This window comes from Salinigranum sp. (assembly GCF_041641895.1).
GTDB lineage: Archaea > Halobacteriota > Halobacteria > Halobacteriales > Haloferacaceae > Salinigranum.
On sequence record NZ_JBEPXO010000055.1, the window covers coordinates 1 to 25,025 of the forward strand.

The 25,025-nt window shown below is 69.6% G+C and carries 26 protein-coding genes and 2 pseudogenes; 14 read left to right on the forward strand and 14 right to left on the reverse strand.

Annotation, left to right across the window (positions count from 1 at the left end; all coding sequences use genetic code 11):
* From ACESK5_RS12465 to ACESK5_RS12475, 3 genes and pseudogenes are all read right to left on the reverse strand, one after another.
* Positions 1–84, reverse strand: a pseudogene (locus ACESK5_RS12465) (imidazole glycerol phosphate synthase subunit HisF); the annotation flags it as partial.
* Between the two features lie 209 nt (positions 85–293).
* Positions 294–2,069, reverse strand: coding sequence for an alpha-glucosidase (locus tag ACESK5_RS12470; protein WP_372911898.1), 1,776 nt, complete (start codon positions 2,067–2,069; stop codon positions 294–296).
* An 87-nt stretch (positions 2,070–2,156) separates the two neighbouring features.
* Positions 2,157–3,935, reverse strand: a complete 1,779-nt coding sequence (locus ACESK5_RS12475; RefSeq protein WP_372911899.1) for an alpha-glucosidase — start codon at positions 3,933–3,935, stop codon at positions 2,157–2,159.
* A gap of 142 nt (positions 3,936–4,077) precedes the next feature.
* On the opposite strand from ACESK5_RS12475, the gene ACESK5_RS12480 reads away from it, so the two are divergent.
* Complete coding sequence (locus ACESK5_RS12480; protein WP_372911900.1) at positions 4,078–4,257, forward strand: hypothetical protein; 180 nt, start codon at positions 4,078–4,080, stop codon at positions 4,255–4,257.
* A 122-nt stretch (positions 4,258–4,379) separates the two neighbouring features.
* Positions 4,380–5,093 carry a hypothetical protein gene (locus tag ACESK5_RS12485; RefSeq protein ID WP_372911901.1) on the forward strand — a complete coding sequence of 238 codons (714 nt, stop codon included), beginning with the start codon at positions 4,380–4,382 and terminating at the stop codon, positions 5,091–5,093.
* A 67-nt stretch (positions 5,094–5,160) separates the two neighbouring features.
* On the opposite strand, the gene purL is transcribed toward ACESK5_RS12485, so the two are convergent.
* Complete coding sequence (purL, locus tag ACESK5_RS12490) at positions 5,161–7,335, reverse strand: phosphoribosylformylglycinamidine synthase subunit PurL (protein ID WP_372911902.1); 2,175 nt, start codon at positions 7,333–7,335, stop codon at positions 5,161–5,163.
* Between the two features lie 166 nt (positions 7,336–7,501).
* On the opposite strand from purL, the gene ACESK5_RS12495 reads away from it, so the two are divergent.
* Complete coding sequence (locus ACESK5_RS12495) at positions 7,502–8,377, forward strand: halocarboxylic acid dehydrogenase DehI family protein (protein ID WP_372911903.1); 876 nt, start codon at positions 7,502–7,504, stop codon at positions 8,375–8,377.
* Between the two features lie 22 nt (positions 8,378–8,399).
* Here ACESK5_RS12495 and ACESK5_RS12500 read toward each other — a convergent pair whose 3' ends face one another.
* On the reverse strand, positions 8,400–9,482 hold the full coding sequence (locus ACESK5_RS12500) for a LeuA family protein (RefSeq protein WP_372911904.1): 1,083 nt from the start codon (positions 9,480–9,482) through the stop codon (positions 8,400–8,402).
* 23 nt (positions 9,483–9,505) lie between these two features.
* On the opposite strand from ACESK5_RS12500, the gene ACESK5_RS12505 reads away from it, so the two are divergent.
* The 5 genes from ACESK5_RS12505 to ACESK5_RS12525 all read left to right on the forward strand — a co-directional run bounded on the left by ACESK5_RS12505 (position 9,506) and on the right by ACESK5_RS12525 (position 12,587).
* Complete coding sequence (locus ACESK5_RS12505; RefSeq protein ID WP_372911905.1) at positions 9,506–9,652, forward strand: hypothetical protein; 147 nt, start codon at positions 9,506–9,508, stop codon at positions 9,650–9,652.
* Positions 9,653–9,728: 76 nt separating this feature from the next.
* Entirely contained in the window at positions 9,729–10,394 is a 666-nt protein-coding gene (locus ACESK5_RS12510; protein ID WP_372911906.1) for a hypothetical protein, read from the forward strand.
* A gap of 71 nt (positions 10,395–10,465) precedes the next feature.
* Positions 10,466–10,669: a hypothetical protein gene (locus ACESK5_RS12515; RefSeq protein WP_372911907.1), complete on the forward strand. Its 204-nt coding sequence runs from the start codon at positions 10,466–10,468 to the stop codon at positions 10,667–10,669.
* 48 nt (positions 10,670–10,717) lie between these two features.
* Positions 10,718–11,401, forward strand: coding sequence for a PHP domain-containing protein (locus ACESK5_RS12520; protein WP_372911908.1), 684 nt, complete (start codon positions 10,718–10,720; stop codon positions 11,399–11,401).
* A gap of 28 nt (positions 11,402–11,429) precedes the next feature.
* Positions 11,430–12,587 carry an asparagine synthase C-terminal domain-containing protein gene (locus ACESK5_RS12525; protein ID WP_372911909.1) on the forward strand — a complete coding sequence of 386 codons (1,158 nt, stop codon included), beginning with the start codon at positions 11,430–11,432 and terminating at the stop codon, positions 12,585–12,587.
* 3 nt (positions 12,588–12,590) lie between these two features.
* Here the strand turns inward: ACESK5_RS12525 and ACESK5_RS12530 are convergent, their stop codons facing one another.
* The 4 genes from ACESK5_RS12530 to ACESK5_RS12545 form a co-directional block, all read right to left on the reverse strand.
* Positions 12,591–13,406, reverse strand: coding sequence for a high-affinity nickel-transporter protein (locus tag ACESK5_RS12530; protein ID WP_372911910.1), 816 nt, complete (start codon positions 13,404–13,406; stop codon positions 12,591–12,593).
* Positions 13,407–13,473: 67 nt separating this feature from the next.
* Positions 13,474–13,950, reverse strand: a complete 477-nt coding sequence (locus ACESK5_RS12535; RefSeq protein ID WP_372911911.1) for an NUDIX hydrolase — start codon at positions 13,948–13,950, stop codon at positions 13,474–13,476.
* A gap of 53 nt (positions 13,951–14,003) precedes the next feature.
* Entirely contained in the window at positions 14,004–14,195 is a 192-nt protein-coding gene (locus tag ACESK5_RS12540; protein ID WP_372911912.1) for a hypothetical protein, read from the reverse strand.
* Positions 14,196–14,382: 187 nt separating this feature from the next.
* Positions 14,383–15,387 (reverse strand): transcription initiation factor IIB family protein, encoded by a 1,005-nt coding sequence (locus ACESK5_RS12545; RefSeq protein WP_372911913.1) that lies wholly within the window; start codon positions 15,385–15,387, stop codon positions 14,383–14,385.
* 286 nt (positions 15,388–15,673) lie between these two features.
* Between ACESK5_RS12545 and ACESK5_RS12550 the strand changes: the two genes are divergently transcribed.
* The 4 genes from ACESK5_RS12550 (at position 15,674) to gatA (ending at position 19,048) form a co-directional block, all read left to right on the forward strand.
* A complete protein-coding gene (locus ACESK5_RS12550; RefSeq protein WP_372911914.1) occupies positions 15,674–16,648 on the forward strand; it encodes a hydroxyacid dehydrogenase in 975 nt (324 codons plus the stop codon).
* Positions 16,645–17,433, forward strand: coding sequence for an HpcH/HpaI aldolase/citrate lyase family protein (locus tag ACESK5_RS12555; protein WP_372911915.1), 789 nt, complete (start codon positions 16,645–16,647; stop codon positions 17,431–17,433). Before ACESK5_RS12550 ends, ACESK5_RS12555 begins: the two co-directional genes overlap by 4 nt.
* Before the next feature lie 67 nt (positions 17,434–17,500).
* Positions 17,501–17,779: an Asp-tRNA(Asn)/Glu-tRNA(Gln) amidotransferase subunit GatC gene (gatC, locus tag ACESK5_RS12560; RefSeq protein ID WP_372911916.1), complete on the forward strand. Its 279-nt coding sequence runs from the start codon at positions 17,501–17,503 to the stop codon at positions 17,777–17,779.
* Positions 17,780–19,048 (forward strand): Asp-tRNA(Asn)/Glu-tRNA(Gln) amidotransferase subunit GatA, encoded by a 1,269-nt coding sequence (gene gatA / locus ACESK5_RS12565; protein ID WP_372911917.1) that lies wholly within the window; start codon positions 17,780–17,782, stop codon positions 19,046–19,048.
* A 6-nt stretch (positions 19,049–19,054) separates the two neighbouring features.
* Here the strand turns inward: gatA and ACESK5_RS12570 are convergent, their stop codons facing one another.
* Entirely contained in the window at positions 19,055–19,519 is a 465-nt protein-coding gene (locus ACESK5_RS12570; protein WP_372911919.1) for a pyridoxamine 5'-phosphate oxidase family protein, read from the reverse strand.
* Positions 19,520–19,732: 213 nt separating this feature from the next.
* On the opposite strand from ACESK5_RS12570, the gene arsN2 reads away from it, so the two are divergent.
* Positions 19,733–20,182: an arsenic resistance N-acetyltransferase ArsN2 gene (gene arsN2 / locus ACESK5_RS12575; RefSeq protein ID WP_372911920.1), complete on the forward strand. Its 450-nt coding sequence runs from the start codon at positions 19,733–19,735 to the stop codon at positions 20,180–20,182.
* A 58-nt stretch (positions 20,183–20,240) separates the two neighbouring features.
* On the opposite strand, the gene ACESK5_RS12580 is transcribed toward arsN2, so the two are convergent.
* The 3 genes from ACESK5_RS12580 to ACESK5_RS12590 form a co-directional block, all read right to left on the reverse strand.
* Entirely contained in the window at positions 20,241–20,396 is a 156-nt protein-coding gene (locus tag ACESK5_RS12580; protein WP_372911921.1) for a hypothetical protein, read from the reverse strand.
* Between the two features lie 134 nt (positions 20,397–20,530).
* A complete protein-coding gene (locus tag ACESK5_RS12585) occupies positions 20,531–21,223 on the reverse strand; it encodes a TrkA family potassium uptake protein (RefSeq protein ID WP_372911923.1) in 693 nt (230 codons plus the stop codon).
* 23 nt (positions 21,224–21,246) lie between these two features.
* Positions 21,247–22,638 carry an APC family permease gene (locus tag ACESK5_RS12590; RefSeq protein ID WP_372911924.1) on the reverse strand — a complete coding sequence of 464 codons (1,392 nt, stop codon included), beginning with the start codon at positions 22,636–22,638 and terminating at the stop codon, positions 21,247–21,249.
* 189 nt (positions 22,639–22,827) lie between these two features.
* Between ACESK5_RS12590 and ACESK5_RS12595 the strand changes: the two genes are divergently transcribed.
* The gene (locus ACESK5_RS12595; protein WP_372911925.1) at positions 22,828–24,372 is read left to right on the forward strand and encodes a TrkH family potassium uptake protein; all 1,545 of its coding nucleotides are present in this window, start codon (positions 22,828–22,830) and stop codon (positions 24,370–24,372) included.
* Positions 24,373–24,590: 218 nt separating this feature from the next.
* On the opposite strand, the pseudogene ACESK5_RS12600 reads toward ACESK5_RS12595, so the two are convergent.
* Positions 24,591–25,025 (reverse strand): annotated as a pseudogene (locus ACESK5_RS12600) (hypothetical protein); the annotation flags it as partial.

A 25,025-nucleotide genomic window follows, 5' to 3' on the forward strand; every position in this document is an offset into this window, starting at 1 on the left:
GAAGTTGACGCCCGTGTAGACGGCCGCGTTCCCCTCGTCGTCGAGGTCGACGTCGATGCAGGGGATGATTCGCTTCGTGAGCATTCGTACCAGAGAGTCACCGGGACCGGGTTTGACGGTTTCGTCTGCGGTGAGTCTTCGAGCCGGTCGTCGCCCGGACGTTCAAGTACGAAGACGTGGCCAACCCTGTCCGCGACGGAGCCGATGACCTGACACCGACCACGGCGCGTCCTGCGGAGCGCGGTCCAGCGAGTCGTGACGACCCTGCGACCGTCGTGTTCGCCCCAGTTCACTCACGCCAGCCGGTACACCCGCGCCTCCCACGGCCGGAGCGTCTCCCGTTCGACGCGCGTCGAGTCGACGTCGTAGTTCGAAATCAGCACCGCCTCGGCGTCCCCGGCCACACTCGCAGGCGGTTCGAAGTCGGTCGGCGTGCTTCCGAAGTTCAGCACCGTCAGCGTCTGTTCCTCGACGTCGCCGTCGTCGTCCCGCAGCGTCCGCGTGAAGACCCACAGCCGGTCGTGGTCCGGGAGGAGGAGGTCGTACGAGCCGTAGAGGAGGACGTCCTCGTCGTGGCGCAGCGAGATGACGTCGCGGTAGTAGTGCCAGACGGAGTCGGGGTCCGCCCGCTCGGTGGCGACGTTCACCTCCCCGTGGTTGGGGTTGATCGGAATCCACGGCTCGCCGTCGGTGAAGCCCGCGTTCGGCCCCGCGTCCCACTGCATCGGTGTCCGCGCGTTGTCCCGCGACCGGTACCGGACCAGGTCGAGGAGGTCGTCGTCGCTGGTGAACCGACCCGTGCGTTCGAGTTGCTCGACGTTCCTGAGCGTGTCGACGTCGCGCACCTCCTCGAGCGAGGTGAACGGGTAGTTCGTCATCCCGATTTCCTCGCCCTGGTAGATGAACGGCGTGCCCTGCAGGGTGTAGAGTAGCGTCGCGAGCAGCGTCGCCGACTCGCGTCGGAACTCGCCGTCGTCGCCGAAGCGCGACACCATCCGTGGTTCGTCGTGGTTGTTCAGGTACAGCGAGTTCCACCCCTCGCCGTCGAGTCCCTCCTGCCAGCGCGAGATGGTCGTTTTCAGCTCCCGCACGCCCCAGTCGGCCTTCGACCAGCGATTGCCGTCGGGGCCGAAGTCGAGGCGCATGTGGTCGAAGTTGAACGCCATGTTCATACCGTCGCCGTCCTCGCCGAGGAACTGCCGCGCCTCGTCGACTGTCAGTTCGACCATCTCCCCGACGGTCATCGCGTCGTCCGGGACGGCCTCGTCGTGGATCTGTCGGACGTACTCGTGGACACGCGGACCGTTGACGAACTTGTCCGCCCCGCGGACGATGGCCGTCTCGTCCTCGCCGTCGGGGAGACCGTCGGGCTTGGAGATGAGGTTGATGACGTCCATGCGGAAGCCGTCGATGCCCTTGTCGAACCACCACTCCATCATGTCGAACACCGCCTCTCTGACCCGGGGGTTGTCCCAGTTGAGGTCCGGTTGGCGCTCGTCGAAGATGTGGAGATACCACTGCCCGCGGTCCTCGTCGAAGGTCCACGCCGACCCCCCGAAGAACGACTCCCAGTCGTTCGGCGGTCGCTCGCGGGCGTCCCGTGGGAGGCCGTACTCGGCGGGGTCGTACAGACCGTCCTCGTACTCGGACTCGGGGACGGTCTGGCCGTCGCGCCAGATGTAGAAGTCCTCGTACTCGGGGTCGCCGGCCCGCGACCGCTGGAACCACTCGTGTTCGTCGGAGGTGTGGTTCACCACGAGGTCCATGACGAGCCGCATCCCGCGGTCGTGCAGTCCCGCTATCAACGCTTCCAGGTCGTCCATCGTTCCGAACGTGTCGAGAATCGCTCGGTAGTCGGAGACGTCGTAGCCGTTGTCGACGTTCGGCGACTCGTAGACCGGGCAGAGCCAGACGACGTCCACGCCGAGCGAATCGAGGTAGTCGAGTTTCTCGACGACCCCCTGCAGGTCGCCGACGCCGTCGCCGGAAGTGTCGTTGAAGCTTCGGGGGTAGACCTGGTAGACGACGGCCTCCTTCCACCACGCTCGTTCGTCGTCGGGGACAGTCATTACACGAACTCGATAACGGGTTTCCTTTTCTCCATCGGTCCGTGGGGACCGTGCGACTCGCGCACACGCCGCCGGTACGTCCGCGGCCTAGCGCTCGTGGTAGTAGACCCGTGCCTCCCACGGCTGCAGACGGAGGTCACCCGCTGCGAGTTCGGCCTCGACGTCCGCGTCGGCGTTCGTGTCCGCGCCGTCTCGGTCGTAGTTCCCGATGAGGAGCGTGGCGTCGTCGCTCGTGACCGCGTCCGGGAGGCCGACGGCGACTTCGCCGTCGGAGAAGTTCAGGGCGACGAGAAGCTGTTCGGTCCCCGCGTCGGTCTCGAGCGTCCGGGTGTACACCCACACCGTGTCGTCGTCGGGGAACAGCGGCTCGTACGCGCCGTAGACGACGACATCGTACTCCGACCGGAGGCTGATGAGGTCGCGGTAGTAGTGCCAGACGGAGTCGGGGTCCGCCCGCTCGGTGGCGACGTTCACCTCCCCGTAGTTGGGGTTGACCGCGATCCACGGCTCGCCGTCGGTGAAGCCCGCGTTCGGCCCCGCGTCCCACTGCATCGGCGTCCGTGCGTTGTCACGACTGTTCGCACGGACGGCCTCCTTCACCGCGTCGTACGACGCCACCTCACCCTCCTCGATGGCGGTCCGGAGCGGGTTCAGCGTGTCCACGTCGCGGAACTCGTCGAGCGAGTCGAACGGGTAGTTCGTCATGCCCAGCTCCTCCCCTTGGTAGATGTACGGGGTTCCCCGGAGCGTGTGCAACAGCGTCGCGAGCAGCGTCGCCGACTCGCGGCGGTACACACCGTCGTTCCCGAAGCGCGAGACCATCCGCGGCTGGTCGTGGTTGTTCAGGTACAGCGAGTTCCACCCCACCTCCTTCAACCCCTCGTCCCAGCGGTTGAACACCGCCTTCAGCTCCGAGAGCGCCCACTCCTCGTGCTCCCAGAGGGCGTCGCCGCGGTCGAGCAGCATGTGCTCGAAGTGAAACAGCATCGAGAGGCCGTCCTCGTCGGGGTCGAGGTACCGGCGCGCGTGCTCCATCGGCACCTCCGAGCCGAGCATCTCTCCGACCGTGAGGTGGTCACGGTCGAGCACCCGGTCGTTCATCTCCGAGAGGAACTCGTGGACGCGCGGCCCGTTCGTCGATTGGGACATCGCGCCCCGGAACGGGTCGTCGGGGTCGTTCGGCAGTCCGTCGGGCTTGGAGACGAGGTTGATGACGTCCATGCGGAAGCCGTCGATGCCCTTGTCGAACCACCACTCCATCATGTCGAACACCTCCTCGCGTACCTGAGGGTTCTCCCAGTTGAGGTCCGGTTGCTTGACGTCGAAGAGGTGGAGGTACCACTCCTCGCGCCCCTCGTCGTAGGCCCACGCGGGCCCGCCGAAGAACGACTTCCAGGCGTTCGGCGGCGCCTCCCCCTCGGGTCCGTCGGCGGCCGACCACGACACCTCGTCGGCGTCGCGCCCCTCGCGCCACCAGTAGAAGTCCTCGTACTCTCCCTCTCGTGCCCGCGACCTGACGAACCACTCGTGCTCGTCGGAGGTGTGGTTCACCACGAGGTCCATGATGAGTTTGATGTCGCGGTCGTGGAGCGCTTCGAGCAGCGCCTCCCAGTCGGCCATCGTCCCGAACTCGTCCATGATGGCGCGGTAGTCGCGGATGTCGTAGCCGTTGTCGGCGTTCGGCGAGTCGTACACCGGGCAGAGCCAGACAACGTCCACGCCGAGGTCGTCGAGGTAGTCCACCTTCTCGACGACTCCCGGGATGTCGCCGATACCGTCGCCGTCGGTGTCGTTGAAGCTTCGCGGATAGATCTGGTAGACGACCGCCTCCTTCCACCACTGGCGGTCGAACGCGTCGGTGGCCATGCGCGGGGCGACACGGTCGACCCACTTAGCTGGTGGGGGGACCTTCCGACCACGGGTTCCGGTGGCCCCCGGAGACCCGGACGGGTCCGCCGCGCGGCAGATTCCCCCCCTGTTTTTGTATCTCGGCGCGAAGCAGTCTCGTATGGACGACCACGACCACGGACACGGAGACGGAGACGGAGACGACCACGGACACGGGGAGGAGGACGGACGCGTCACCTCGCCGATGCAGGCGTTCTCGTCGTCGCAGGTGGGCATCGGCCTCGCAGTCCTCGTCGTCGGCCTCGTCGTCGTGTTCGGGATTCCGCTGCTCGCGGCCTGACCCGAGCGACTCGGCGACCCCGTTCTCTCGCCTGCCAGCATCGCCAGCGCCGACGCCTTCGTCGGGGCTAGCCGACTCACGCCGAGCGAACCGTTATCTCGGCGGCCGACCTGACGTGACTGATGACTTACTCGACGTCACGTCCGGGCTTCACCGCGCAGCACCGCCGCGTCGGAAGGGCGGCGGCGTGGGGCGTGTTCGTCCTCATGTTCGTCTACGCGGTCACGACGGGGCTGGGCTTCCGCTCGCTCGAATCGCCGCAAGACCCGATCGGCGACCCGTACTTCACCGTCATGGAACTGCTCATCGTCGTCATCGCCCCACTGCTCGTCGTCACGATGGTCGCAGTCCACGGGTACGCCACACCGGCGACCCGGCTGTACAGCCTCACGGCGCTTGTCTTCACGACCGTCCTCGCCTGCATCACGGCGTCCGTCCACTTCGTCGTCCTGACCGTCGGTCGGCACGTCGCGGCGACGGGCGAACCGTGGGTCCCGCTGTTCTTCTCGTTCACCTGGCCCTCCGTCGTCTACGCGCTGGACATCCTCGCGTGGGACCTGTTCTTCGGCCTCTCGGTGCTGTGTGCGGTACCCGTCTTCGACGGTGACGGCCGACTGGAGCGTGCGGTACGTCTCCTCCTGGTCGTCAGTGGCGTCCTCAGCCTCGCGGGCCTGCTCGGCGTCCCGCTCGCGGACATGGGGGTCCGGAACGTCGGCGTCGTCGGCTACGCGGTGGTCGCCCCGGCGGCGTTCCTCCTCGTCGGTGTCCTGTTCGGACGGACCCCGCCCGCTCCCGACGAGACTGGGCAGACTGACGAGCCCCCGTCGGCCGTCTGACTGGTGACCGATGGCCGATGGCCGATGTCCGACGGACGGTCACGTTCGGCGACGTCCCCGGAAGCCGTCACTCCAGTTCCCGGGTGAGGACGTTCCGCAGGTCCCGAATCTCCTCGTAGCCGTACGAGAGCCTCCCGCCGTCGACGTCGAGCGTCAGCGTCCCGTCGCTGGTCGACTCCCCCACTTCGGCGACTGGCGCGACGCCGTCGAAGCGTGCTCGTACCCGACCGGGGGAGGTCGTCTCGACAACCGCACGACCCGGAGTCTCTTCGAAGCAGTCGAACGTCGAGTCGATTTCGGCGTCGACGCCCGCGTCGCGCCCGACCATCTCCGCGAGCGTCACCGCGAGGCCGCCGTGGCTCACGTCGTGGACCGCGAGCGTCGACTCCTGTGCGGCGACGTCGGCGAGCGCCTCGACGACCGCCGTGGGGTCGCTCGGCAGTGCCGGGAACCGGTCGCTGCCGCCGAACTGCGCGAGGAGTTCGGAGCCCCCGAGGCCCGTCCCGCTCGCACCGACGACGAGGAGCGTCCCCTCGCCGGCGACCCGGGCCGGAGGGGCGTCGTACGAGTCGGAGACGCCCACCATCGCCAGCGTCGGCGTCGGCGGAATCGGTCCCGACACGGAGTCGTTGTACAGCGAGACGTTGCCGCCGACCACCGGGACCGAGAGCGTCCGGCACATGTCGGCGAGGCCGTCGACGATGCCGCGGAAGCCGCCGTACACGTCGGGCTTCTCCGGGTTGCCGCCGTTGAGACAGTCGACGGCGGCGAGGGGGCGAGCCCCCTTCGCCGCGAGGTTCGTCGCGTTCTCGAGGGCGACGGCGCGGGCGCCGTCGTACGGCGCGGCGCTCGTCCAGTTGGGGTCCGCCCCGGCCGAGATGGCGAGGCCCTTCCCCGCCTCCCTGACGGCCACGAGCGCGGCGTCGTCGCCCGGTCTGACCGAGGTACGATTGCCGACCTCGTGGTCGTACTGTCGGTAGACCCACCGCTTCGACGCCGTGTTCGGACTGCCGACGACGGCCTCGAACGCCTCGGCCAGGTCGACGGCCGGCCGGTCGACGTCGGCCGTCTGCGGGGTGGTCGAGTCGAGGTCGTTCATCGGCGCGCCGTCCGCGAGGAACGCCGGCGGGACGTCGACGACGGTTTCGCGCCCTCGCGGCTCGTCGCCGCTCGGGTCGTCCGCGGCGCTTCGCGCCTCGCTCCCCTCGAAGGTGCAGACGTAGTTGCCGTCGGTGACCTCGCCGATGACCGAGCAGCCGAGGTCGTATCTGTCCGCCAGTTCGCGGACGCGCTCGACGTCCTCCGGCGCGACTTCGTAGCACATCCGCTCCTGTGACTCCGCCAGGAGAATCTCCAGGGCGTTCATGTTCGGTTCGCGCTGGTGGACACGGTCGAGTTCGATGTGTGCGCCCAGCCCACCCTTCGCGACGAGTTCCGAGGAGGCCCCGCCCAGTCCGGCGGCACCCAGGTCGCGTGCGGCCAGCACGAGGCCCTCGGCGACGAGCGCCTCGTTACACTCGATGAGGAGCTTCTCGGCGTAGGGGTCACCCACCTGCACGGCGGGACGGTCCTCCGTCTCGGCGTCCTCGCTCAGGTCCTCGCTGGCGAAGGAGGCGCCGCCGAGACCGTCTCTGCCCGTCGCGTTGCCGACGAGGACGAGCTTGTTCCCCGGCGACTGAGCCTCCGCGGTGACGAGACGGTCGGGGGTGAGCAGTCCGACACACGCGACGTTCACGAGCGGGTTGCCCTCGTAGTCGGGGTGGAAACAGACGCTCCCGCCCACCGTGGGGACGCCGATGCAGTTCCCGTAGTGGCTGATGCCCTCGACCACCCCTTCGAGGAGGTACCGCGAGTGCTCGCGGTCGAACGGGCCGAAGTACAGCGAGTCGGCCAGCGCGATCGGGTACGCCCCCATCGACAGCGTGTCGCGGACGATGCCGCCGACGCCCGTCGCGGCACCGTCGAACGGGTCGACGTACGAGGGGTGGTTGTGGCTCTCGATGCCGAGGGTGACGTAGACGTCCTCGTCGCCGTCGGTTGGAAGCGCGACGACGGCGGCGTCGTCGCCGGGGCCGACGACCACCTGGTCTCCCTCGCTGTCGAACGCGGTGAGGAGGGGCCGTGACGACCGATAGGCGCAGTGTTCGCTCCAGAGGTTCTCGAAGAGTGCGGCCTCGGCCGCCGTCGGCTCACGGCCGAGTTCGCGCTCGACGATGGCGCGGTCCGAATCGCGAAGGCTCATTCACTCCCCTGTCTATCCTGTCCGCATTAATGCGTTTCTGTATGCACGTTCGTGGATATGCGAGGCGCCGTGGTCGGTCTCCGACGGGAGTGGAGTCGCGGCCGCCGTCGCACCTACCCCACCCGGGCGACGAGGAACTATGTCGGCCGCGGCCGTCGCTCGGGCCATGGCCATCGACACCAGCCGACAGCTGTACGACGCCGACGCCACCGGGTGGCAGCGCGGCCTCTACGACGACGTCCAGGCGACCCTCCGTGCGCCCGTCGTCAACTGGATCTTCCGGACGCTCACCGCGAACGAACCCGCGCTCACGCGGTACCTCTGGGGACAGCTCAAACCTGTCTTCGAGACGCGGCTGTGTGGCGAGACCTGCGTGGCCTACCGTACCGCGGTTCGCGACCCGTTCGACGGCCTGCCCCGCTACCGGGCTACCGACCTCGACCTCGACCCGTGGGCCTGGCGCGAACTCCGCGGCCAACTCCGGACGTTCGACACCGTTGTCCCGCGACTCGCCATCGCGTTCGAACTCGTCTACCGGTCGCTCCACGACGACCCCGTGGGAACGGACCCACGGTCTGACGAGACGGCGACCGCCCCGCTCCCGGCCTGGCTCGACGGCGAACGCGGCCTGACTCCGACGATGGCGGCGTTCGACGACTTCGACCCGGCGGTCGAGGAGACGGTCCGGGCGGTGCAGGCGTTCCACGGCTTCGACGAGGGGCTCCCCTCTGTCTACCGTTGTCTGGTCCAGTGGCCCGACGCCTTCGCCCGGCTGTGGACCGACCTCGAACCGCACCTCGACTCGCCGGCGTTCGAGACGGCGTGTGCGGCCGCCCGCGGCGTCACGGTCGACCTCGTCGAGTCGACGCCGTACCTCCCACAACTGTCGCCCGACGCGCTCCGGGCCGCGGGGTTCGACGACGGGGTCGTCTCGCCGCTCCGCTCGCTCTTCGACGACTTCGCCCGCGGACCGGTCGAGACGGTCCTCCCCGCCGTGCCGCTCGTCGCGGCGACGGTCGGAGTGGGATTCACCGGCCCCTGACGCGCGGGTGCTCGCTCCCGGCTCACACCGCCCGCGCCAGGGCGAGCGCCGCGTCCAGTTCCACCGGCCCCTCGTCGGCGAGGCGGTCGAGGAGTCGCTCGACGCGGTCATCGCTCGGGGTCCGTCCGGCGCGTTCGAGTAGTCTGCGTGCGCCGCCGCGTCCCGTGTTCGCTCCGAACACCAGCGTCCGGGTCCCCCCGAACCGCGCCGGGTCGTACGGCTCCATCGCGCTCGGTTCCTCCAGCATGGCCGCGACGTGGATGGGCGACTCGTGTTCGTGGACCGCGTCGCCGAGGACGGCCTTCCGGGGGTCGACCGACTCGTCCAGCGCGGCGAGGACGTCGCGGCAGACGGGGACCAGCTTTCGAACGTCGAGGCCGACGTCGGTTCCCTCGTCGAGCGCGGCCGCGACGACCAGCTCCTCGAGCGCCGTGTTGCCCGCCCGCTCGCCGAGCGATGCGACCGACACGTCGGCCCGCCCCACGCCACAGTCGGCGGCGACGAGGGCGTTGGCCGTCGCACAGCCGAGGTCGTCGTGGAGGTGGACGCCCGTCCGTGAGAGGTCGACCGTCTCACCCACCGCGTCGAGGAACTCCCGGGTCGACCGCGGCGTGGCGGTGCCGACGGTGTCGGCGAGGCTCACGAACCGGGCGTCGCCGAACCGCTCCACCGCCGCGGCGACGACGGCCGGCGGCGTGCGGAACGCGTCGACGAAGGTCAGCGTGGGCGCCGCCCCGCCGTCGTGGACGGCGTCGACGGCCGCCCGCATCGCAGTCAGCATCTCCGTCCGCGTCTTCCCCACCGTGTGTTCGAGGTGTAGCGTCGACAGCGGTCCGAACACCTCGACGACGTCGGCGCCCGCGTCGAGTGCCGCGTCGACGTCGCCCGGGACGGCACGGGCGATGGAGACGACGGCCGCGTCGCAGTTGGCGGCGGCCCGTTCGACCGCCGTCGCGTCGGGGTCGCCCGCGGCGGCGAAGCCGACCTGGACGTACTCGAGGCCGAGTCGGTCGAGCGCCCGCGCGGCTCTCGTGCGCGCCTCCACACCGTACGACCGCCCCGGCATCTGTCCGCCCTCCCGGACGGTCACGTCCTGCAGGTGCATCCGGTCGACGTACGGCCACCCGGGTGAAACGGTTTCCCCCGTCGGACGAATCGGGTCACTCGGCGCTCGTCGCCAGTGAGGACGGCGACACCGAGTGGGTCGGGCCGCGGACCTACTGCGCGGAGGCCGTCCGGCGCCTCGAAGCGGTCGTCGCCGACGACTTCTGCTAGCTCAGGCCGGCGTCGGTCCAGCGAGCGTTTCAGTGATGCCAACGCCTTTGGGACTGACGGTACCACCTCCTCCCCGATGTTGCCCTCCAGCACCGACCTCGGCTCGAACGACGAGCGCCAACTCAGCTCCCGGTCCGAACGGTCGATGCTCGCTCGCTGGATCGACGACGTCCTCTACTACGGGTTCGCTCAGGTGACGGGACTCGGCCTCCTCGCCCTCTGGACGGTCCTCCAGACGCCGTACGTCGACCTGGTTGTCAAGACGGCCGCCGTCGTCGCCTACCCCGCGACGATGCTCGCCATCGGGACGTTCCGGTCCGGCGTCCTCTCGACCGGCCGACCGTGGCCACGGCTCGAGACCCGACGGCTCGGTACCGGCGAGGGGTACCAGGCGTACCTCACCCGCGCCGTCTACGTGTCGACGGCGCTCCTCCTCGGGACGTACGGCGCGGCGCTCGTCGCACTCGTGGCCGACGCGACCCTGCTCGCTCTCCCGATCGCCGCCGCCCTCGCCGTCGGAAGCATCGCCCTCTTCCCGCACCTCACTGTTCCCGACCGCCGCCGGCAAATCGCTCGCGGTGCGTACTACCTCGTCGGCCTCGGCGTCGCGTTCGCCCTCTCGACCCCGCTCGACGTCTCGGTCGGCGACCCGCTCACGGTCGCCTACTTCGCCGTCCTCGGCGTGCTCGCGGTCTACGACCTCTCCAGTCGCGGGTGGCGAAACGTCGCCGACGTCCGGTGACTCCGCCCCGGCCCGACGCCGACGAGGGATTTCGACACTCCTATATCGAGCCGCGGACTCACCCACGAGTAATGGACGAGTCACGCATCTGGGGTTCCCTCGGCGTCCTGCTCGCCGTCGCGGGCCTCGCGGTCATCGCGCTCGACAACGAGTTCCTCACGGCGCTCAGCGAGGGCCACGTCGGCGAACCGATCGTCTTCTACGTCGTCGGCGTCGCGCTCGCCGTCCTCGTGACGATTGTCATCATCGCACCGAGCATGACCGCCGGTCGGTGAGCGCGACGGACCGAGGCGCTTTTTTACTGACCAACACAATCTCAGTTCGTGTTATCGGTCGAGTTGCACGCACACTCCGCGCTGTCGTACGACGGGCGCGACCCCATCGAGGACCTGCTCGAACGCGCGCAGGCGGCCGACCTCGACGCGCTCGCCGTCACGGACCACGACGAGATCGACGCGAGCCTCGACGCGGCTGCCGTCGCCTCCGACTACGGCCTCGTCGGCATCCCGGGGATGGAGATCTCCTCGGCCGCCGGCCACGTCCTCGCGCTCGGCGTCACTGAACTCGTGCCCGCCGACCTCCCGTTCGACGAGACGCTCGACCGTATTCGTGACCTCGGCGGCATCGCCATCGTCCCTCACCCGTTTCAGACGTCTCGGCACGGCGTCGCCCGACACGTCTCGGAGGCGCAACTCGCGACGGCGGACGCCATCGAGGTGTACAACTCGCGGCTCCTGACGGGCCTCGCCAACCGGAAGGCCGGTCGGTTCGCCGAGGAGCACGGCCTCCCGATGACGGCCGGGAGCGACGCGCACATCGCGGAGATGGTCGGCCGCGCCGTCACCGAAGTCGACACGGACGAACGGACCCCGGACGCGATTCTCGACGCCATCTGTGCGGGCGAGACGAGCGTCGTCGGCCGGCGGACCCCCTGGCGCGTCTCCATCCAGCAGGCGCTCTCGGGGGTGCCGCGCCGGGTGAAACACACCGTCCTCGACGCCCTCTGAGGCCACGGATGAGCACGTGGAGACGGCGGTGACCCGCGACGCCCTCCGGGGGACGTCCGCCGAACGCGTCCGAACGGCGCTCTCCACGGCGGACCCGCTCCCCGGCACCGGCGGGTTCGCCGGGGCGCTCGACACGGACGTGACGCTGACCGACGGCACCGTGACCGGGGGTCGTGGTGGCCGCGTCGTCTGCGACGTCCTCGGCCGGGAACCGGTCTTCGTCGAGCCGTCGGGTGGGAACGGGGCGGCCCGCTGGCGCTTCGACCCCCGACGCCTCGACGACCCGCGACTCGTCGAGGCGGGCTGTGTCGTCGACCTCGCCACGGCCAGGGAGACGCGCGTGTGGACGCTTCCGGACCCCGCTCCCGAGACGGACCGCGACGCCGCCGTCGAGGCGGTCCGGGAGGCCGTCCTCGATTCCGTCCGCGCCGTCTCGTCCGACGACCTGGCCGTCGCCTTCTCCGGGGGCGTCGACTCCGCGCTCGTCGCCAGCAGCGTCGACGCCCCCTGTTACGTCGCCGGCTTCCCCGACTCCCACGACGTGGCGGCCGCCCGCGCGGCCGCCGCCGCGATGGACCGCGACCTCCGCGTCGTCTCCCTCTCGCACGACGATATCGTCCGTGCCGTCCCCGACGTCGTCCGCGCCACGGGGCGGACGAACCCGATGGACGTCGGGATTGCACTCCCGCTCTACCTGGTCGCCGAGCGCGCCCGGGCGGACGGTTTCTCGCGACTGGCGGTCGGGCAGGGGGCGGACGAACTGTTCGGCGGCTACGCGAAGGTCGTCTCCCCGGCCGAGGACCCCCGCGTCGACGCCGACACAGTCCGCGGTGCCCGCCGCGAGACTGTCGAGACGCTCCCGCGACAACTGCCCCGCGACGTCCTCACGCTCCGTGCGGCGGGCGTCGAACCCGTCGCGCCGTTCCTCCACGACCGGGTAGTCGCGGCCGCGCTCGCGCTCCCCGCCGACCTGCTGGCGACTGACGAGGAGCGGAAGGTCGCCCTCAGACGCGCCGCCGAGGGCGTGCTGCCGCCCGACGTCGTCGGTGCCGACAAGAAGGCGGTCCAGTACGGGAGCCTCGTCTCGCGCGAACTCGACCGACTGGCGCGACAGGCGGGCTACAAGCGGCGCATGGACGACCACGTGGGCCGGTACGTCCGGTCGCTGGTGGACGGTGACGGCTGAGGGTCAGGCGGGGACCGCACCGAACAGCGACGCCACCCCGGCGACTTCGGCGAGGAGCACCGCGCCGACGACGATACCGACGACCCCGGCGGCGGTCACCAACAGGCGGCGCCCCCACGTGTCGAGCGCGTGCCCCCAGACCGCCGAGACGGCCGCCATCGTCGCCACCGACAGCACGGAGAACCCGCCGAGGAACGCGAGCGCGTTGTCGAGCGACGGGGCCGTCGCGACGAGGGCGACGACCAGCGCGCCGCTCCCTGCGAGCCCGTGGACGGCACCGACAGCGAACCCACCTCGGTCGAGTGAGCGGTGGGCGGCCTCGTGGTGAGTGTGGTCGTGTACGGCCGCGTCACCGTGGTCGTCGCCGTGGGTGTGCCCGTCGCCGTGGACGTGCGGGTGTTCGTGCGACTCGTCTCCGTGGTGGTGCTCCTCAGGGGCCGTCGTGCGGTGCGTGTGTGCCCCCCCGACGAGCAGCGAACCGACCCCGAGGTGTCCGTGGTCGGCTTCCTCGTCGTGGGAGTGACGCAACGCGACGATCTCACCCAGGAGGAGCCGGACGCCGAGGGCGACGAGGAGGAACCCCACGACGCCCTCGACGACGGTGAAGACGACGTCCGGGAACTGGACGCCGAGGAGGAGAAACGCGAGACCGACGACGGCGACCGGAATCGAGTGCCCGACGCCCCACGACGCGCCGACGAGCGCGGGCCGCTTCCGTTCACTGTCGACGAGCGCGGCGACGGCTGCGACGTGGTCGGTCTCGACGGCGTGACGGACGCCGAGGAGTCCACCGGCGACGAGCGCAGTAACGAGAGACATCGTTCGTGGGTTGCGAGGCGGACACTTAACCTACCGGGTCGTGGACGAATGTTGCGGAATCACCGGATCACCGGGGATTTCTCCCACTCGCCACCGCGACCGCCTCGGTTCCCAGGTCGCGGACGTCGTCGTCGACAGTCGCCGCCCGGAGGTCCGCCGGTGTGTACCAGTCCCACGCCGAGGCCGGCACTTCGTCTTCGGCGGGGTCCATCGCCCGGGAGTCGACTGTCGCGAAGAACACGTGGTCGATGTGCTGGTGGCCGACCTGGTCGCCGTAGCGGTTGACGTCGGCGAGCATCAGGTGTCGCGGCCGGGGGATGGCCCGCGACGTCTCCGAGGCGATGTCGTCGTGGGCCGTGAGGAGCGTGGGTTCCAGCCCCGTCTCCTCGCGCGCCTCGCGCAGGGCGGCCTCGTGAGGGAGTTCGTCGCGGTCGATGTGTCCGCCGGGGGGTAGGCGGATACCGAGGCGCGGATGCTCGTGGAGGGCGGTCGCCCCGTCGTGGACGAGGTAGACCGTCGCGGTGAAGTGTCGCGTCGTCTCCATGCCCGGACGTTCGCCGGGGTGGGTTTGTGCGTTTCCGTTCTCTCCCCTCCCCGTCACCAGCTCCGGAGGCCGACGGCGATGACGAGTGCGAGCGCCGTCGTCACCACCCCGATGCCGATGGTGTTGTTGAACGCGGCGCCGTCGACGGTGTAGACGAAGGGCGACGCCAGCGTCCACAGGCCGACGAGGACGAGGAGCCACGCGGCGTACTCGGGGACGCGGTCGACGTCGGACTCGGTGCTCATGCCTACTGGTGGGTCGGCCGGACGGCAAAACAGTTCCGACCGGGGAGACGTTCCGGAGACGGTGACGCTCCCTGCACTACCGGGTCGACGTGAACGCGACGTCGACCCGTGAGGGAGTGGCCGACGACGATGACGTACGCTCCTTCGGGTGCGTTCGGCGACGAGAACGGGGACGGCGCGGTCTAGCCTAGGGAACCTGAACCTGCTCTTCAGCCTCGAGCAGTTCGTGGTAGCGGTTCCGGATGGTGACCTCGGAGATGTTCGCCACCTCCGACACCTCCGACTGGGTGACCTTCTCGTTGGTCAGGAGGGAGGCGGCGTACACCGCGGCGGCCGCGAGGCCGACGGGGGACTTGCCCGAGTGGATGCCCGCTTCCTTGGCGTTCTGCAGGAGCTGGCGAGCGCGCCGCTCCGACTCGTCGGAGAGGTCCAGGTCGCTCGCGAACCGGGGGACGTACTGCTCGGGGTCGGCGGGTTTGATCTCGAGCTTGAGCTCACGGACGACGTAGCGGTAGGTGCGGGCGATTTCGTCCTTCTCGACGCGGGAGACGGCGGTGATTTCGTCGAGCGAGCGGGGGGTGCCGGCCTGTCGGGCAGCGGCGTACAGCGAGGCAGTCGCGACGCCCTCGATGCTCCTCCCGGGGAGGAGGTCGTCCTGGAGTGCGCGGCGGTAGATGACCGACGCCGTCTCGCGGACGCTGTCGGGGAGACCGAGCGCCGAGGCCATGCGGTCGATTTCGCCGAGTGCCTGCTTGAGGTTGCGCTCCTTCGAGTCGCGGGTGCGGAAGCGCTCGTTCCAGGTGCGGAGGCGCTGCATCTTCTCGCGCTGGCGCGAGGACAGCGAGTTGCCGTACGCGTCCTTGTTCTGCCAGCCGATGTTGGTCGACAGCCCCTTGTCGTGCATCATGTTCGTCGTGGGCGCGCCGACGCGGGACTTCTGGTCCTTCTCGCTGGCGTCGAACGCACGCCACTCGGGACCGTGGTCGATTTCGTCCTCCTCGACGACGAGGCCACAGTGTTCACACACCGTCTCGCCGTGTTCGGTGTCGGTCGCGAGAGGACCGCCACACTCGGGACAGTGGAGTGACTCGTCTGTCGTCGCGGACTCGTCTTCGGTTTCGTTCTCGTTCTCGCCCGTACGCGCGCGTGCGCGGGCCTGCTCTCGGTCGTAGCTTCGGACGGATTCAGTCATTGGTTGGGGGGTGGGGGAGAAGTGACTGCGGGGTGGTCTTTGTCGATATACTGATACGGATTGACGTCACTTAAATCTACTCATTTTGTCTCTCACGCAGAAAGGTGAAAAATAGCACACGGTACGGTTCAGACGGCGCACGAGCGACACGATTCGTCTCCGGCCTCGGTTACGCCTGGTGAATCAATCCGAAGATATGAATGTTGCGTTACCTGAATCCTCTCGTCGCGGGCGGCCGACGTCGCGTGGCGGACACACTTTTGCCCGCTCGTGTGGAACGACCGCCATGTCATCTCAGTGGGAGGTCCTCCTCCCGCCGCACATCGACCCCTCGGGTCCGGAGTCCATCGGCGACTTCGCCCGCTGCACCGGGATGAACGAGTACGACAGCGTCGACGCGGCGCTCGACGACGTCGGGCGGTACGACGCAGTCGTCGTCCGCGTGGCCGAACTCGACGCCGCCGTCTTCGACCGGGCGCATCGGCTGAAGGTCGTCGCGAAACACGGCACCGGTCTCGACAACGTCGACGTCGACGCGGCATCGGCGCGCGGCATCGTCGTCTGCAACACGCCCGGCGCCAACGCACGCTCCGTCGCGGAACACGCGACGGCACTCCTGTTCGGCGTCCGCCGTGCCCTCCGGCCGGCGGACAGCCACGTCCGGGCGGGGAACTGGGACCGGTCGGCGTTCGTCGGCCGCGAACTGACGGGCGATACGCTCGGTCTGTTCGGGTTCGGAGCCATCGCGCGCGAGGTGGCCGACCTCGCGCAGGGGATGGGCCAGTCCGTCTGCACGTACGACCCGTACGTCTCGGACGACGACGTCCCCGCCCGTGTCGAACGGATCTCCGACTTTCAGGACCTCTTCGAGCGGTCGGACGCCGTGAGCGTCCACGCGCCGCTCACGCCCGAGACACGCGGTGCCGTCTCGACGGAGGAACTGCACGCGCTCGGCCGCGACGGCGTCCTCGTCAACACGTCCCGGGGACCCATCGTCGACGAGATGGCCCTCCTCGCGGCGCTCGACGAGGGCCGTCTCGCCGGCGCCGGCCTCGACACCTTCGCCGAGGAGCCACCCGGAGCGGACCACCCGCTCTACGCCCGCGACGACGTCCTCCTGACACCGCACGTCGGCGGAGTCACGGCCGAGGCGCTGGCGCGGATGAGCCAGCGGGCGGCCGCGAACGTCCGGACCGTCTACGAGGGCGCACTCCCCGACTCGACGGTGAACCGCGCGGCGCTCGACGGGGGTGGCCGATGAGGAGCGAGAACGGCATCCGGCGGGCGCTGGAGGCCGGGGAGACGCTGTTCGGCGCGAGCGCCGACACGTTCTCGCCGACGGTCGTCGAGACGCTCGGCGACGTCGGACTCGACTTCGTCTGGCTCGACTTCGAACACGGCGGGCCGAGTCCGTACGACAGCACCGTCTTCGAGGACCTCACTCGCGCGGCCGAGGCCGGCGACGTCGAACTCCTCGTCCGTCTGCCGGCACCCGACCCACCGCTGGTCCGGAAGGTGCTCGACGCGGGCGTCCGGACGATTCTGCTCCCACGCGTCGAGACGGCCGACGAACTCCGTCGGGCGGTGAAGGCGGCGTACTTCTCGTACGACGGCGACGTCGGTGACCGGGGGGTCGGCGTCGGCCGAACGGGGAGGTGGGCCGGCTACGCCGACAGCCACGTCGGCCGGGAGGACGACGAGGTACTCGTGGGGACGATGGTCGAGAACGAACGCGCCGTCGAGCACATCGAGGAACTCCTGGCCGTCCCCCGGCTGGGATTCGCGTTCGTCGGGCCGGCCGACCTCGCGATGTCGATGTCCGGCGGCGACCCGACGGCGAAGAACACGGCGGCCGTCGAGGCTGCCATCGACCGCACGCGTGAGGCCTGCCTCGACGCCGGGGTTCCCGTCGGTCGCATCCGGAACGACGTCGAGGCGGCGCGTGCGGCCCGTGACGCGGGCTACCAGCTCGTCCGAATCGGCGGCGACGTCGAGTCGCTGCGGACGACGCTGGGGGCGCGGCTCTCCGAACTCGGTCGCTCGTAACCCGCTGTTCTCCCACTCGGCGACGGGCACCGAAACCCTTACTCCCCGGCCACGGTTTCGGTCAGGCATGAGCGATTCGCCCGTCGACAGCGAGGAGGTGCGCCACGTCGCGGCGCTGGCGCGCGTCGACTTGGCCGACGAGGAGGTCGAGGAGTTCGCCGCGCAGTTCGCCGACATCCTCGCGTACTTCGACGCGCTGGACGAGGTGCCGGAGGTCGAAGCCGAGGAGGACCTCGTGAACGTGATGCGTCCCGACGAGGTCCGCGAGGGTCTCTCCCAGGAGGAGGCGCTCTCGAACGCCACCGAGACCGAGGACGGCTACTTCAGGGGGCCGCGGGTGTCGTAGATGGCGGAGCTGAACGCCTTCATCACCGAGGAACGCATCGAGAGCGACGCGGACGGCCCGCTCGCGGGGAAGACGGTCGCCGTCAAGGACAACATCTCCACCGAGGGCGTCCGGACCACCTGCGGGTCGGCGATGCTCGAATCGTACGTCCCGCCGTACGACGCGACGGTCGTCGCCCGACTCAAAGAGGCCGGTGCGACCATCGTCGGCAAGTCGAACATGGACGAGTTCGGGATGGGAACCACGACGGAGACGTCGGCGTTCGGCCCCACCCGCAACCCGGTCGACACCGACCGCGTCCCGGGTGGCTCGTCGGGCGGGTCGGCCGCGGCCGTCGCGGCCGGCGACGCCGACCTCGCACTCGGCTCCGACACGGGTGGGAGCATCCGGTGCCCTGCCGCGTTCTGTGGCGTCGTCGGCATCAAGCCCACCTACGGCCTCGTCTCGCGCTACGGCCTCGTCGCGTACGCCAACTCGCTCGAACAGATCGGTCCCCTCGCCCCCTCGGTCGAGGAGGCGGCCGCCCTGCTCGACGTCGTCTCGGGGTCCGACCCGAACGACTCCACGACGGTCGACGCGGGCGACGACTCCGCGTACGCCGCGACCGCCGACGGCGACGTCGACGGCCTCACGCTCGGCGTCCCCACCGAACTCGTCGAGGGCGCCGACGAGGGCGTCGTCGAGACGTTCTGGGACGCCGTCGCCGAGTTGGAGGCGCAGGGGGCGACCTACGAGGAGGTGTCGCTCGAGTCCATCAAACACGCGCTGGCGGCGTACTACGTCATCGCGACGTCCGAAGCCTCCTCGAACCTCGCGCGGTTCGACGGCGTCCGCTACGGCCGCTCGGGCGGCGACGGCAACTGGAACGAGTCGTTCGCGAAAGCCCGAGAGGAGGGCTTCGGCGCGGAGGTCAAACGTCGCATCCTCCTCGGGACGTACGCCCTCTCGGCGGGCTACCACGACAAGTACTACAAGAAGGCGCAGGACGCCCGCGCCTGGGTCCGCCAGGACTTCGAGGCCGTCTTCGAGGAGGTGGACCTCGTGGCGTCGCCGACGATGCCCGTCCGGCCGCCCGAACTGGGCGAGAGCCTCGACGACCCCCTCCAGCTCTACCTGATGGACGCCAACACCGTCCCGGTGAACCTCGCGAACCTCCCCGCCATCTCCGTGCCGGCGGGCGACGTCGACGGCCTCCCCGTCGGTCTCCAGCTCGTCGCGCCGAAGTTCGACGAGGCGACGATGATTCGGGCCGCCAGCGCCGCCGAGTGACGCGGCTCAGCCGCGGTTCGGGCGGACCTGCAGCCCGTGAGTCGTCTCGGGGTCGAGTCGCCAGCCGCGGACTCCCTCGACGCGCGACGCGCCCTCGAACGCCGAGGAGAACCAGGGGTTCTCCTCCAGTACCGACAGCAGCGTCTCCCAGTCGTCGTCCCCCGAATCGACCGGTTCGACGGGGCCCGCGACGGCCACCGAGCGCCAGTCGAACCGCGCCCTGACGTCCGTCACGAGGAGCCGAGCCGTCTTGCCGTCGGCGACGAACGCGGACTTCCGGCTCCCCTCACGCATCCGCAGGAACGCGAAGTAGACGGCGTCGCCGTCGTAGCCGAACGAGATGGGCAGGCTGTACGGTTCGTCGTCCGCGGCGAGCGAGAGGACGCCCCACCCGGCCGTGTCGAGCAGCTCGTCCACCGCCTCGTCCGCCATCGGCGTGCCCGTCCAGGGTGCGTGTGGGTCGTGTGGCATGGTACCGTGTAGCTGGAGAGACGGCTTCAACCTACGGGCGGCTCCCAGCAGGTGAGAACGGCGTCGCCGGGAGTCGGCGGTTGTCCCTCGCCGGGCCACCGCACGCGGCGGGAACGACCACTCACCGGTGGGGACGGGTCGGCTGTTCCGACGAACTCGCCGTCGCGACTGACGGGTGAGACAGTTATGTCGCCGGGCGGCCACAGTCTCGACATGACCGAGAGACGGGTGACCCTCCGCCCGGCCGATGCCGACAGCCTCGACTACGTCAAGCGCCTCCTGGCGCGGAACGACCTGCCCACCGCGGACGTCCGCGAGAAGTCCGACCGGTTCTTCGTCGCGTTCGCCGACGGCGCGGCCGTCGGGGTCGGCGGCGTCGAACCGTTCCCGCCCGACGGTCTCCTCCGGTCGGTCGTCGTCGAGTCGTCGCGACGGGGTGAGGGCGTGGGTGCTGCCCTCTGTGACCGTCTCGAAGAACGGGCGGCGGCCGGCGGGGTCGACACGCTCTATCTGCTGACGACGACGGCCCGAGAGTTCTTCGCCGCCCGCGGCTACGAGACGGTCGACCGCGCGATCGTCCCCGCGTCCATCCGCGAGACGGACCAGTTCGAGTCGCTGTGTCCGTCGACGGCCGTCTGTATGCGGAGACGGCTGTCGCCGTAGTGCGTCCACGCGCTCGCTAGCTGCCGGGCTGGTCGCCGACTGCACCTCCCGACGGCGCCTACGGAGTCGGCGAGAGAACTAGCGTGAGCGCGCGGACTGGCTGGTCGTCGTCGATGAGTTCGTAGGCCCGACCCGCCGTGTCGACGCTGACCGCGTCCGCCCGCAGGAACGCGTCGACGAGGGCGCGAGCTTCACGATGGTCCCAGGAGTCCATACCTGCAGTCGAGTCCCCCACGTGGTCAACCCGGCCGGCCGTTCTCCGTTGCCGGGAATTGCCCCGACAGCGCCTCGTCGGGCTACTGGACCGGGGAGTGACCCGTCGAGGGAGCGAGTATCTGGCCGGCCCAGTCAGCCGCGCATCAGGTTCATCACTTCGTCGGCGACGTCGGACTCGACGGCGACGACGTAGCGGTGACCCACCTCGAGGACGGTGTCGGGACCCCCCAGCCGGTTCCCCTGGTAGTCGACGATGATGAGCGTCCCGCGTGGGAGGCGGATCTCGTCGAGCCGCTTGCCGGCGACCGGCGCGGCCTCCGTAATCTCGATTTCGACGATTTCGACGCCGCCCGCGACGTCCTCGATGGTCCGGACGCCCCCGCCGGCGATTTCGTTCGTCGCGGCGCGCGCGCCGAGTCGTTCCGGGAAGACGAGGCCGTCGACGTACTCCTCGTACAGTTCGTCCGGGGTGTCGTTCACACGCATGACGGTTCGCACGTCGGGTGCCATCCGCTGGGCGGCCATACAGACCGCGAAGTTCGTCGTCTCGTCGTCGGTGAGCGCCGCGACCACGTCGCTCCTCCCCGGTTGGGCCTGCCGGAGCGTCTCCGGGCGGGCGGCGTCGCCCTCGATGACCGTCGCGAGGTACGCGTCGGTGAGTTCGCGGCAGCGCTCCGCGTCGGCCTCGACGATGACGACGTCGTGGCCGCGGTCGGTGAGGAGTTCCGTCGTTCGGACGCCCATCTCCCCGCCGCCCGCGACGATGACCCGGAGGTCCTGTGCAGCGGTGTCGGTCGTTGCGTCGGTGTCGGTCGTCGTGTTCATGATGTGTGCGTCGGTGTCGTGTGTCAGTCGTCGCCCTCCTCGGCGGAGGCGATCGGTTCGGGTGCCTGTATCTCCGTCACCTCGGCCTCGTCGCGCGGCCGTTCGCGGCGTCGCGACCAGGCGAGGTAGACGACGCCGCCGAACGCCAGCCACCCGAGCGCGAGCGCCCAGGTGAACGGGTCGATGAACAGTCCCAGGAGGAGGTTACAGACGATGCCGAGAACCGGCGGCACGGGGTAGAAGGGCACCTCGAACGGCCGCTGGAGGTCCGGCTGTTGGCTCCGGAGGCGGACGAGCGCGACGTTGACGATGACGAACCCCAGCAGCGAGAAGAGGCTCGCGAGGTTGCCGACCACCCGGATGGGGACGACGACGACGGCGACGAGCATCAGCACCGCGCTCGCGGCGATGGCGACCAGCGGCGTCCCGTACCGGTGGTGGAAGCGGCCGAGTCGCGCCGGCAACTGTCCCTCCCGACCCATCGCGAACGCCACGCGCGACGAGCCGATGACGACGGCGTTCAGCGCAGAGATGGTCGAGAACACCGCGCCGAAGGCGATGAGCGACGCGCCGGTCCCGACGACGGGGAAGCGGGGCATGAAGCCCTCCGCGGCCTGCGCGATGGCCGTCTCACCCGCCCCGCCGAGCGCCTCGGCACCCAGGGTCCCGATGGCGACGAACACCACCAGGAGGTAGACGACGACGGTCACCACGACGGAGAGGATGATGGCCCGTGGGATGTTCACGCGGGGGTTCTCCACCTCCTCGGTGACGGTGGCGATGAGGTCGTACCCCTGGAACGCGATGAACGTCAGCCCCATCGCCGGCAGCACCGACAGCGCGCCCTTCGAGAACAGCGGCCGGAACTCGCCCGTCCGGGCGGCCGTGAGCCCGAAGGCGACGAACACGCCGAGGATGGCGATTTTCACGAGCGTGATGACCGTCTCGCCCTTCCCCGAGGCCTCGGTGGAGAGGGCGTTCAGCGTCACCAGCGCGGCGACGGCGAGGAGCGCGTAGCCGACCGTCGGACCCGGGAGCGTGACGCCGTAGAGGTGGCCCCACTCGACGAAGTTCGACGCGAACCCGAGCGCGTACAGTGACCCGGCGATCATGTAGGTGAACCACCGGGTCCACCCCATGACGAACGAGACGGGCGCCGAGAACACCTCGCGGACGTAGGCGTACCCACCCCCGTTCCGCGGGATGGCCGCTGCGAGTTCAGCGTACGAGAGTGCCGTGAACGTCGTGACGCCGCCGTTGAGGGCGAACGCGACGATGGCTGCCGGCCCCGAGATGTCCACAGCGAGCCCTGTGAGGACGAAGATGCCCGCACCGATCATCGCGCCGATGCCGACCATCGTCGCGTCGAGCAGGCTGAGGCTGGCTGTCGGCTCTCGTTGTCCCGAGTGGCTCACGGTGCGCCTCCTGCGACGTCTGGCCGTCGGACCGAAGCGCCCATGTACGTCGTACGTCTCGATGGACCACGATAAAATGTCTAGTCGGGATACATCGTGGACGCGGCCGCGGACCGACGCCGACGGCTTCTGGGGTGGACGGCAGCCGACGACCGCTCCGTACTCGAACGCGGGACGGCGGGCACGACCATGAACGCGGAGCTGACGCCGTACGTCGACTACCGGACGAGCCTCGGCTTCCTCGGGTCGGTCGTAAAGTACATGGCGATTCCGCCACTGCTGCCCGTCGGCGTCGCCCTCTACTACGGCGAGAGTCCGCTCCCGTTCGTCGTGGCGATGGTCGTGATGGTGGTCGTCGGCGGAGGCCTCGAACGCCTCCGCACCGACCCCGACCTCGGCCACCGCGAGGCGTTCCTGCTGGTGAGTCTGACGTGGCTCGCGGTCCCCCTCGTCGGCGCCATCCCGTACCTCGTCGCCGGACAGGGAACCGTCGCCCATCCCGTGAACGCGCTGTTCGAGTCGATGTCCGGCTTCACCACCACCGGGGCGACAGTGCTCGGCGACATCTCGTTCGAGCAGCACTCGCGGTCGGTCCTCCTGTGGCGACAGCTCACCCAGTGGCTCGGCGGGATGGGCATCATCGTCCTCATGGTCGCGATTCTCCCCGAACTCTCCGTCGGAGGTGCACAGGTCATCGACCAGGAGGCACCCGGTATCTCCATCGAGAAGCTGACGCCGCGGATTCGAGACACCGCCCAGATCCTCTGGCGCATCTACATCGGGTTCACGCTCGCCGCGATGGCGGTGTACTACGGGCTCCACCTCGCGGGGGTGGCGCCGAACATGGGGCTGTACAACGCCGTCGCGCACGCGCTCACGACCATGCCGACCGGTGGGTTCTCGCCGGAAGCACGGAGCGTCGAAGCCTTCTCGCCGGCGGTCCAGTGGGCGGTCACGTTCTTCATGATCGCTGCGGGGACGAACTTCGCGCTGTTCTGGCACGCACTCACTGGCGACCCGACGCGCCTGACGAACAACGCCGAGTTCCGCACCTACCTGTTCGTGATGGGCGTCGCCGGCGCGCTCCTCGCCGCCCTCCTGTTCACCGGCGTCGGTCTCGACACCGTCCCGACCGGCGTCGACCCGATTCCGGGCGACCTCGAGGGGTCGCTCCGCCAGGCCGTGTTCCAGACCGCCGCCGTCGTGACCACGACCGGGTACGCCAGCATGGACTTCAACACGTGGGACCAGTCGGCACAGGTCGTGTTGCTGCTGGCGATGTTCCTCGGCGGGTCGGCCGGGTCGGCCGCCGGGTCGGTCAAAATCATCCGCTGGTATCTCATCCAGAAGGCGGTCGTCCGCGAGCTGTTCACGTCGGTCCACCCCGACGCGGTCCGACCCGTCCGCCTCGCGGACGAGGTCGTCGACGAGTCGACGATTCGCGGGCTGTTCGTCTTCACGATGACGTTCCTCGCCATCTTCGCCGTCTCGACGGTCCTCATCTACCTCGACGGCCTCCGGGTCGGCCTCGAACTGTCGGCCATCGAGGCCGTCAGCGCCGCCATCGCGACGCTCGGCAACATCGGCCCGGGCGTCGGCATCGTCGGGCCGATGAACAACTTCCTGCCGTTCTCCGACGCGGCGAAGCTGTACATGATCTTCCTGATGTGGATCGGTCGACTGGAGATACTGTCGGTGCTCATCCTCTTCACGCCGGCGTACTGGCGGCGCTAGCGCCGCGAGAGGCTCGCTCGCCGGCGGCGGCAAGGGGGGTCCACTCGCCGTCGTTGGCGGTGTGGAATTCGACGCCGTCGGTGGTGTCGACTCGCACGTTGCCGTCCTGCTACGACGGCCGCGGTGGTCTCCACGACCGACTCGGCGACGAGGACGACGCGGTCACCCGGTTCGGCGACCGTCCGTTCCCACGGCGGGGAGGGGCCGGGACGCGGGAGTCACCGCGTCCCGTCGGACCCCGCGGCGAGCGACCCGTCGGCGTCGTCGACCGGTATCCGGCTCCGAACCCACACGGTGAACGCCGCGGCACCGAGGCCGTCGAGGACGAGGTCGACGATGGTGTCGGTGACGTAGTACGTCAGCGTCCACTCGACGTAGAAGTCCCTGAAGAGGTACTCGTACACCTCGAAGCCGGCGCCGATGACGACGACGACGAGCGGGACGACGAGGACCTGCCGGGCGTCGAGCGGGACGAAGTGGACGACCGAGAGCCAGGCGGCAACGCCGAACCCGGACAGCGAGTGGGTCAGGAGGTCCCACCACCAGATGGCGGTGTAGACCTCGAATGCGAGGCCGCCGAAGTGCAGCGCACAGACGACGAGCGAGTACGCGACGAGGGCAGCCGTGGCGATACCGAGGGAGGGCGAGTCGGG

Coding starts and splice junctions, on each gene's coding strand:
- ACESK5_RS12470 (WP_372911898.1), bottom strand. CDS start 2,069: ATGACTGTCCCCGACGACGAACGAGCGTGGTGGAAGGAGGCCGTCGTC.
- ACESK5_RS12475 (WP_372911899.1), bottom strand. CDS start 3,935: ATGGCCACCGACGCGTTCGACCGCCAGTGGTGGAAGGAGGCGGTCGTC.
- ACESK5_RS12480 (WP_372911900.1), top strand. CDS start 4,078: ATGGACGACCACGACCACGGACACGGAGACGGAGACGGAGACGACCAC.
- ACESK5_RS12485 (WP_372911901.1), top strand. CDS start 4,380: ATGACTTACTCGACGTCACGTCCGGGCTTCACCGCGCAGCACCGCCGC.
- purL (WP_372911902.1), bottom strand. CDS start 7,335: ATGAGCCTTCGCGATTCGGACCGCGCCATCGTCGAGCGCGAACTCGGC.
- ACESK5_RS12495 (WP_372911903.1), top strand. CDS start 7,502: ATGGCCATCGACACCAGCCGACAGCTGTACGACGCCGACGCCACCGGG.
- ACESK5_RS12500 (WP_372911904.1), bottom strand. CDS start 9,482: ATGCACCTGCAGGACGTGACCGTCCGGGAGGGCGGACAGATGCCGGGG.
- ACESK5_RS12510 (WP_372911906.1), top strand. CDS start 9,729: ATGTTGCCCTCCAGCACCGACCTCGGCTCGAACGACGAGCGCCAACTC.
- ACESK5_RS12515 (WP_372911907.1), top strand. CDS start 10,466: ATGGACGAGTCACGCATCTGGGGTTCCCTCGGCGTCCTGCTCGCCGTC.
- ACESK5_RS12530 (WP_372911910.1), bottom strand. CDS start 13,406: ATGTCTCTCGTTACTGCGCTCGTCGCCGGTGGACTCCTCGGCGTCCGT.
- ACESK5_RS12535 (WP_372911911.1), bottom strand. CDS start 13,950: ATGGAGACGACGCGACACTTCACCGCGACGGTCTACCTCGTCCACGAC.
- ACESK5_RS12540 (WP_372911912.1), bottom strand. CDS start 14,195: ATGAGCACCGAGTCCGACGTCGACCGCGTCCCCGAGTACGCCGCGTGG.
- ACESK5_RS12545 (WP_372911913.1), bottom strand. CDS start 15,387: ATGACTGAATCCGTCCGAAGCTACGACCGAGAGCAGGCCCGCGCACGC.
- ACESK5_RS12550 (WP_372911914.1), top strand. CDS start 15,674: ATGTCATCTCAGTGGGAGGTCCTCCTCCCGCCGCACATCGACCCCTCG.
- ACESK5_RS12555 (WP_372911915.1), top strand. CDS start 16,645: ATGAGGAGCGAGAACGGCATCCGGCGGGCGCTGGAGGCCGGGGAGACG.
- gatC (WP_372911916.1), top strand. CDS start 17,501: ATGAGCGATTCGCCCGTCGACAGCGAGGAGGTGCGCCACGTCGCGGCG.
- gatA (WP_372911917.1), top strand. CDS start 17,780: ATGGCGGAGCTGAACGCCTTCATCACCGAGGAACGCATCGAGAGCGAC.
- ACESK5_RS12570 (WP_372911919.1), bottom strand. CDS start 19,519: ATGCCACACGACCCACACGCACCCTGGACGGGCACGCCGATGGCGGAC.
- arsN2 (WP_372911920.1), top strand. CDS start 19,733: ATGACCGAGAGACGGGTGACCCTCCGCCCGGCCGATGCCGACAGCCTC.
- ACESK5_RS12580 (WP_372911921.1), bottom strand. CDS start 20,396: ATGGACTCCTGGGACCATCGTGAAGCTCGCGCCCTCGTCGACGCGTTC.
- ACESK5_RS12585 (WP_372911923.1), bottom strand. CDS start 21,223: ATGAACACGACGACCGACACCGACGCAACGACCGACACCGCTGCACAG.
- ACESK5_RS12595 (WP_372911925.1), top strand. CDS start 22,828: ATGAACGCGGAGCTGACGCCGTACGTCGACTACCGGACGAGCCTCGGC.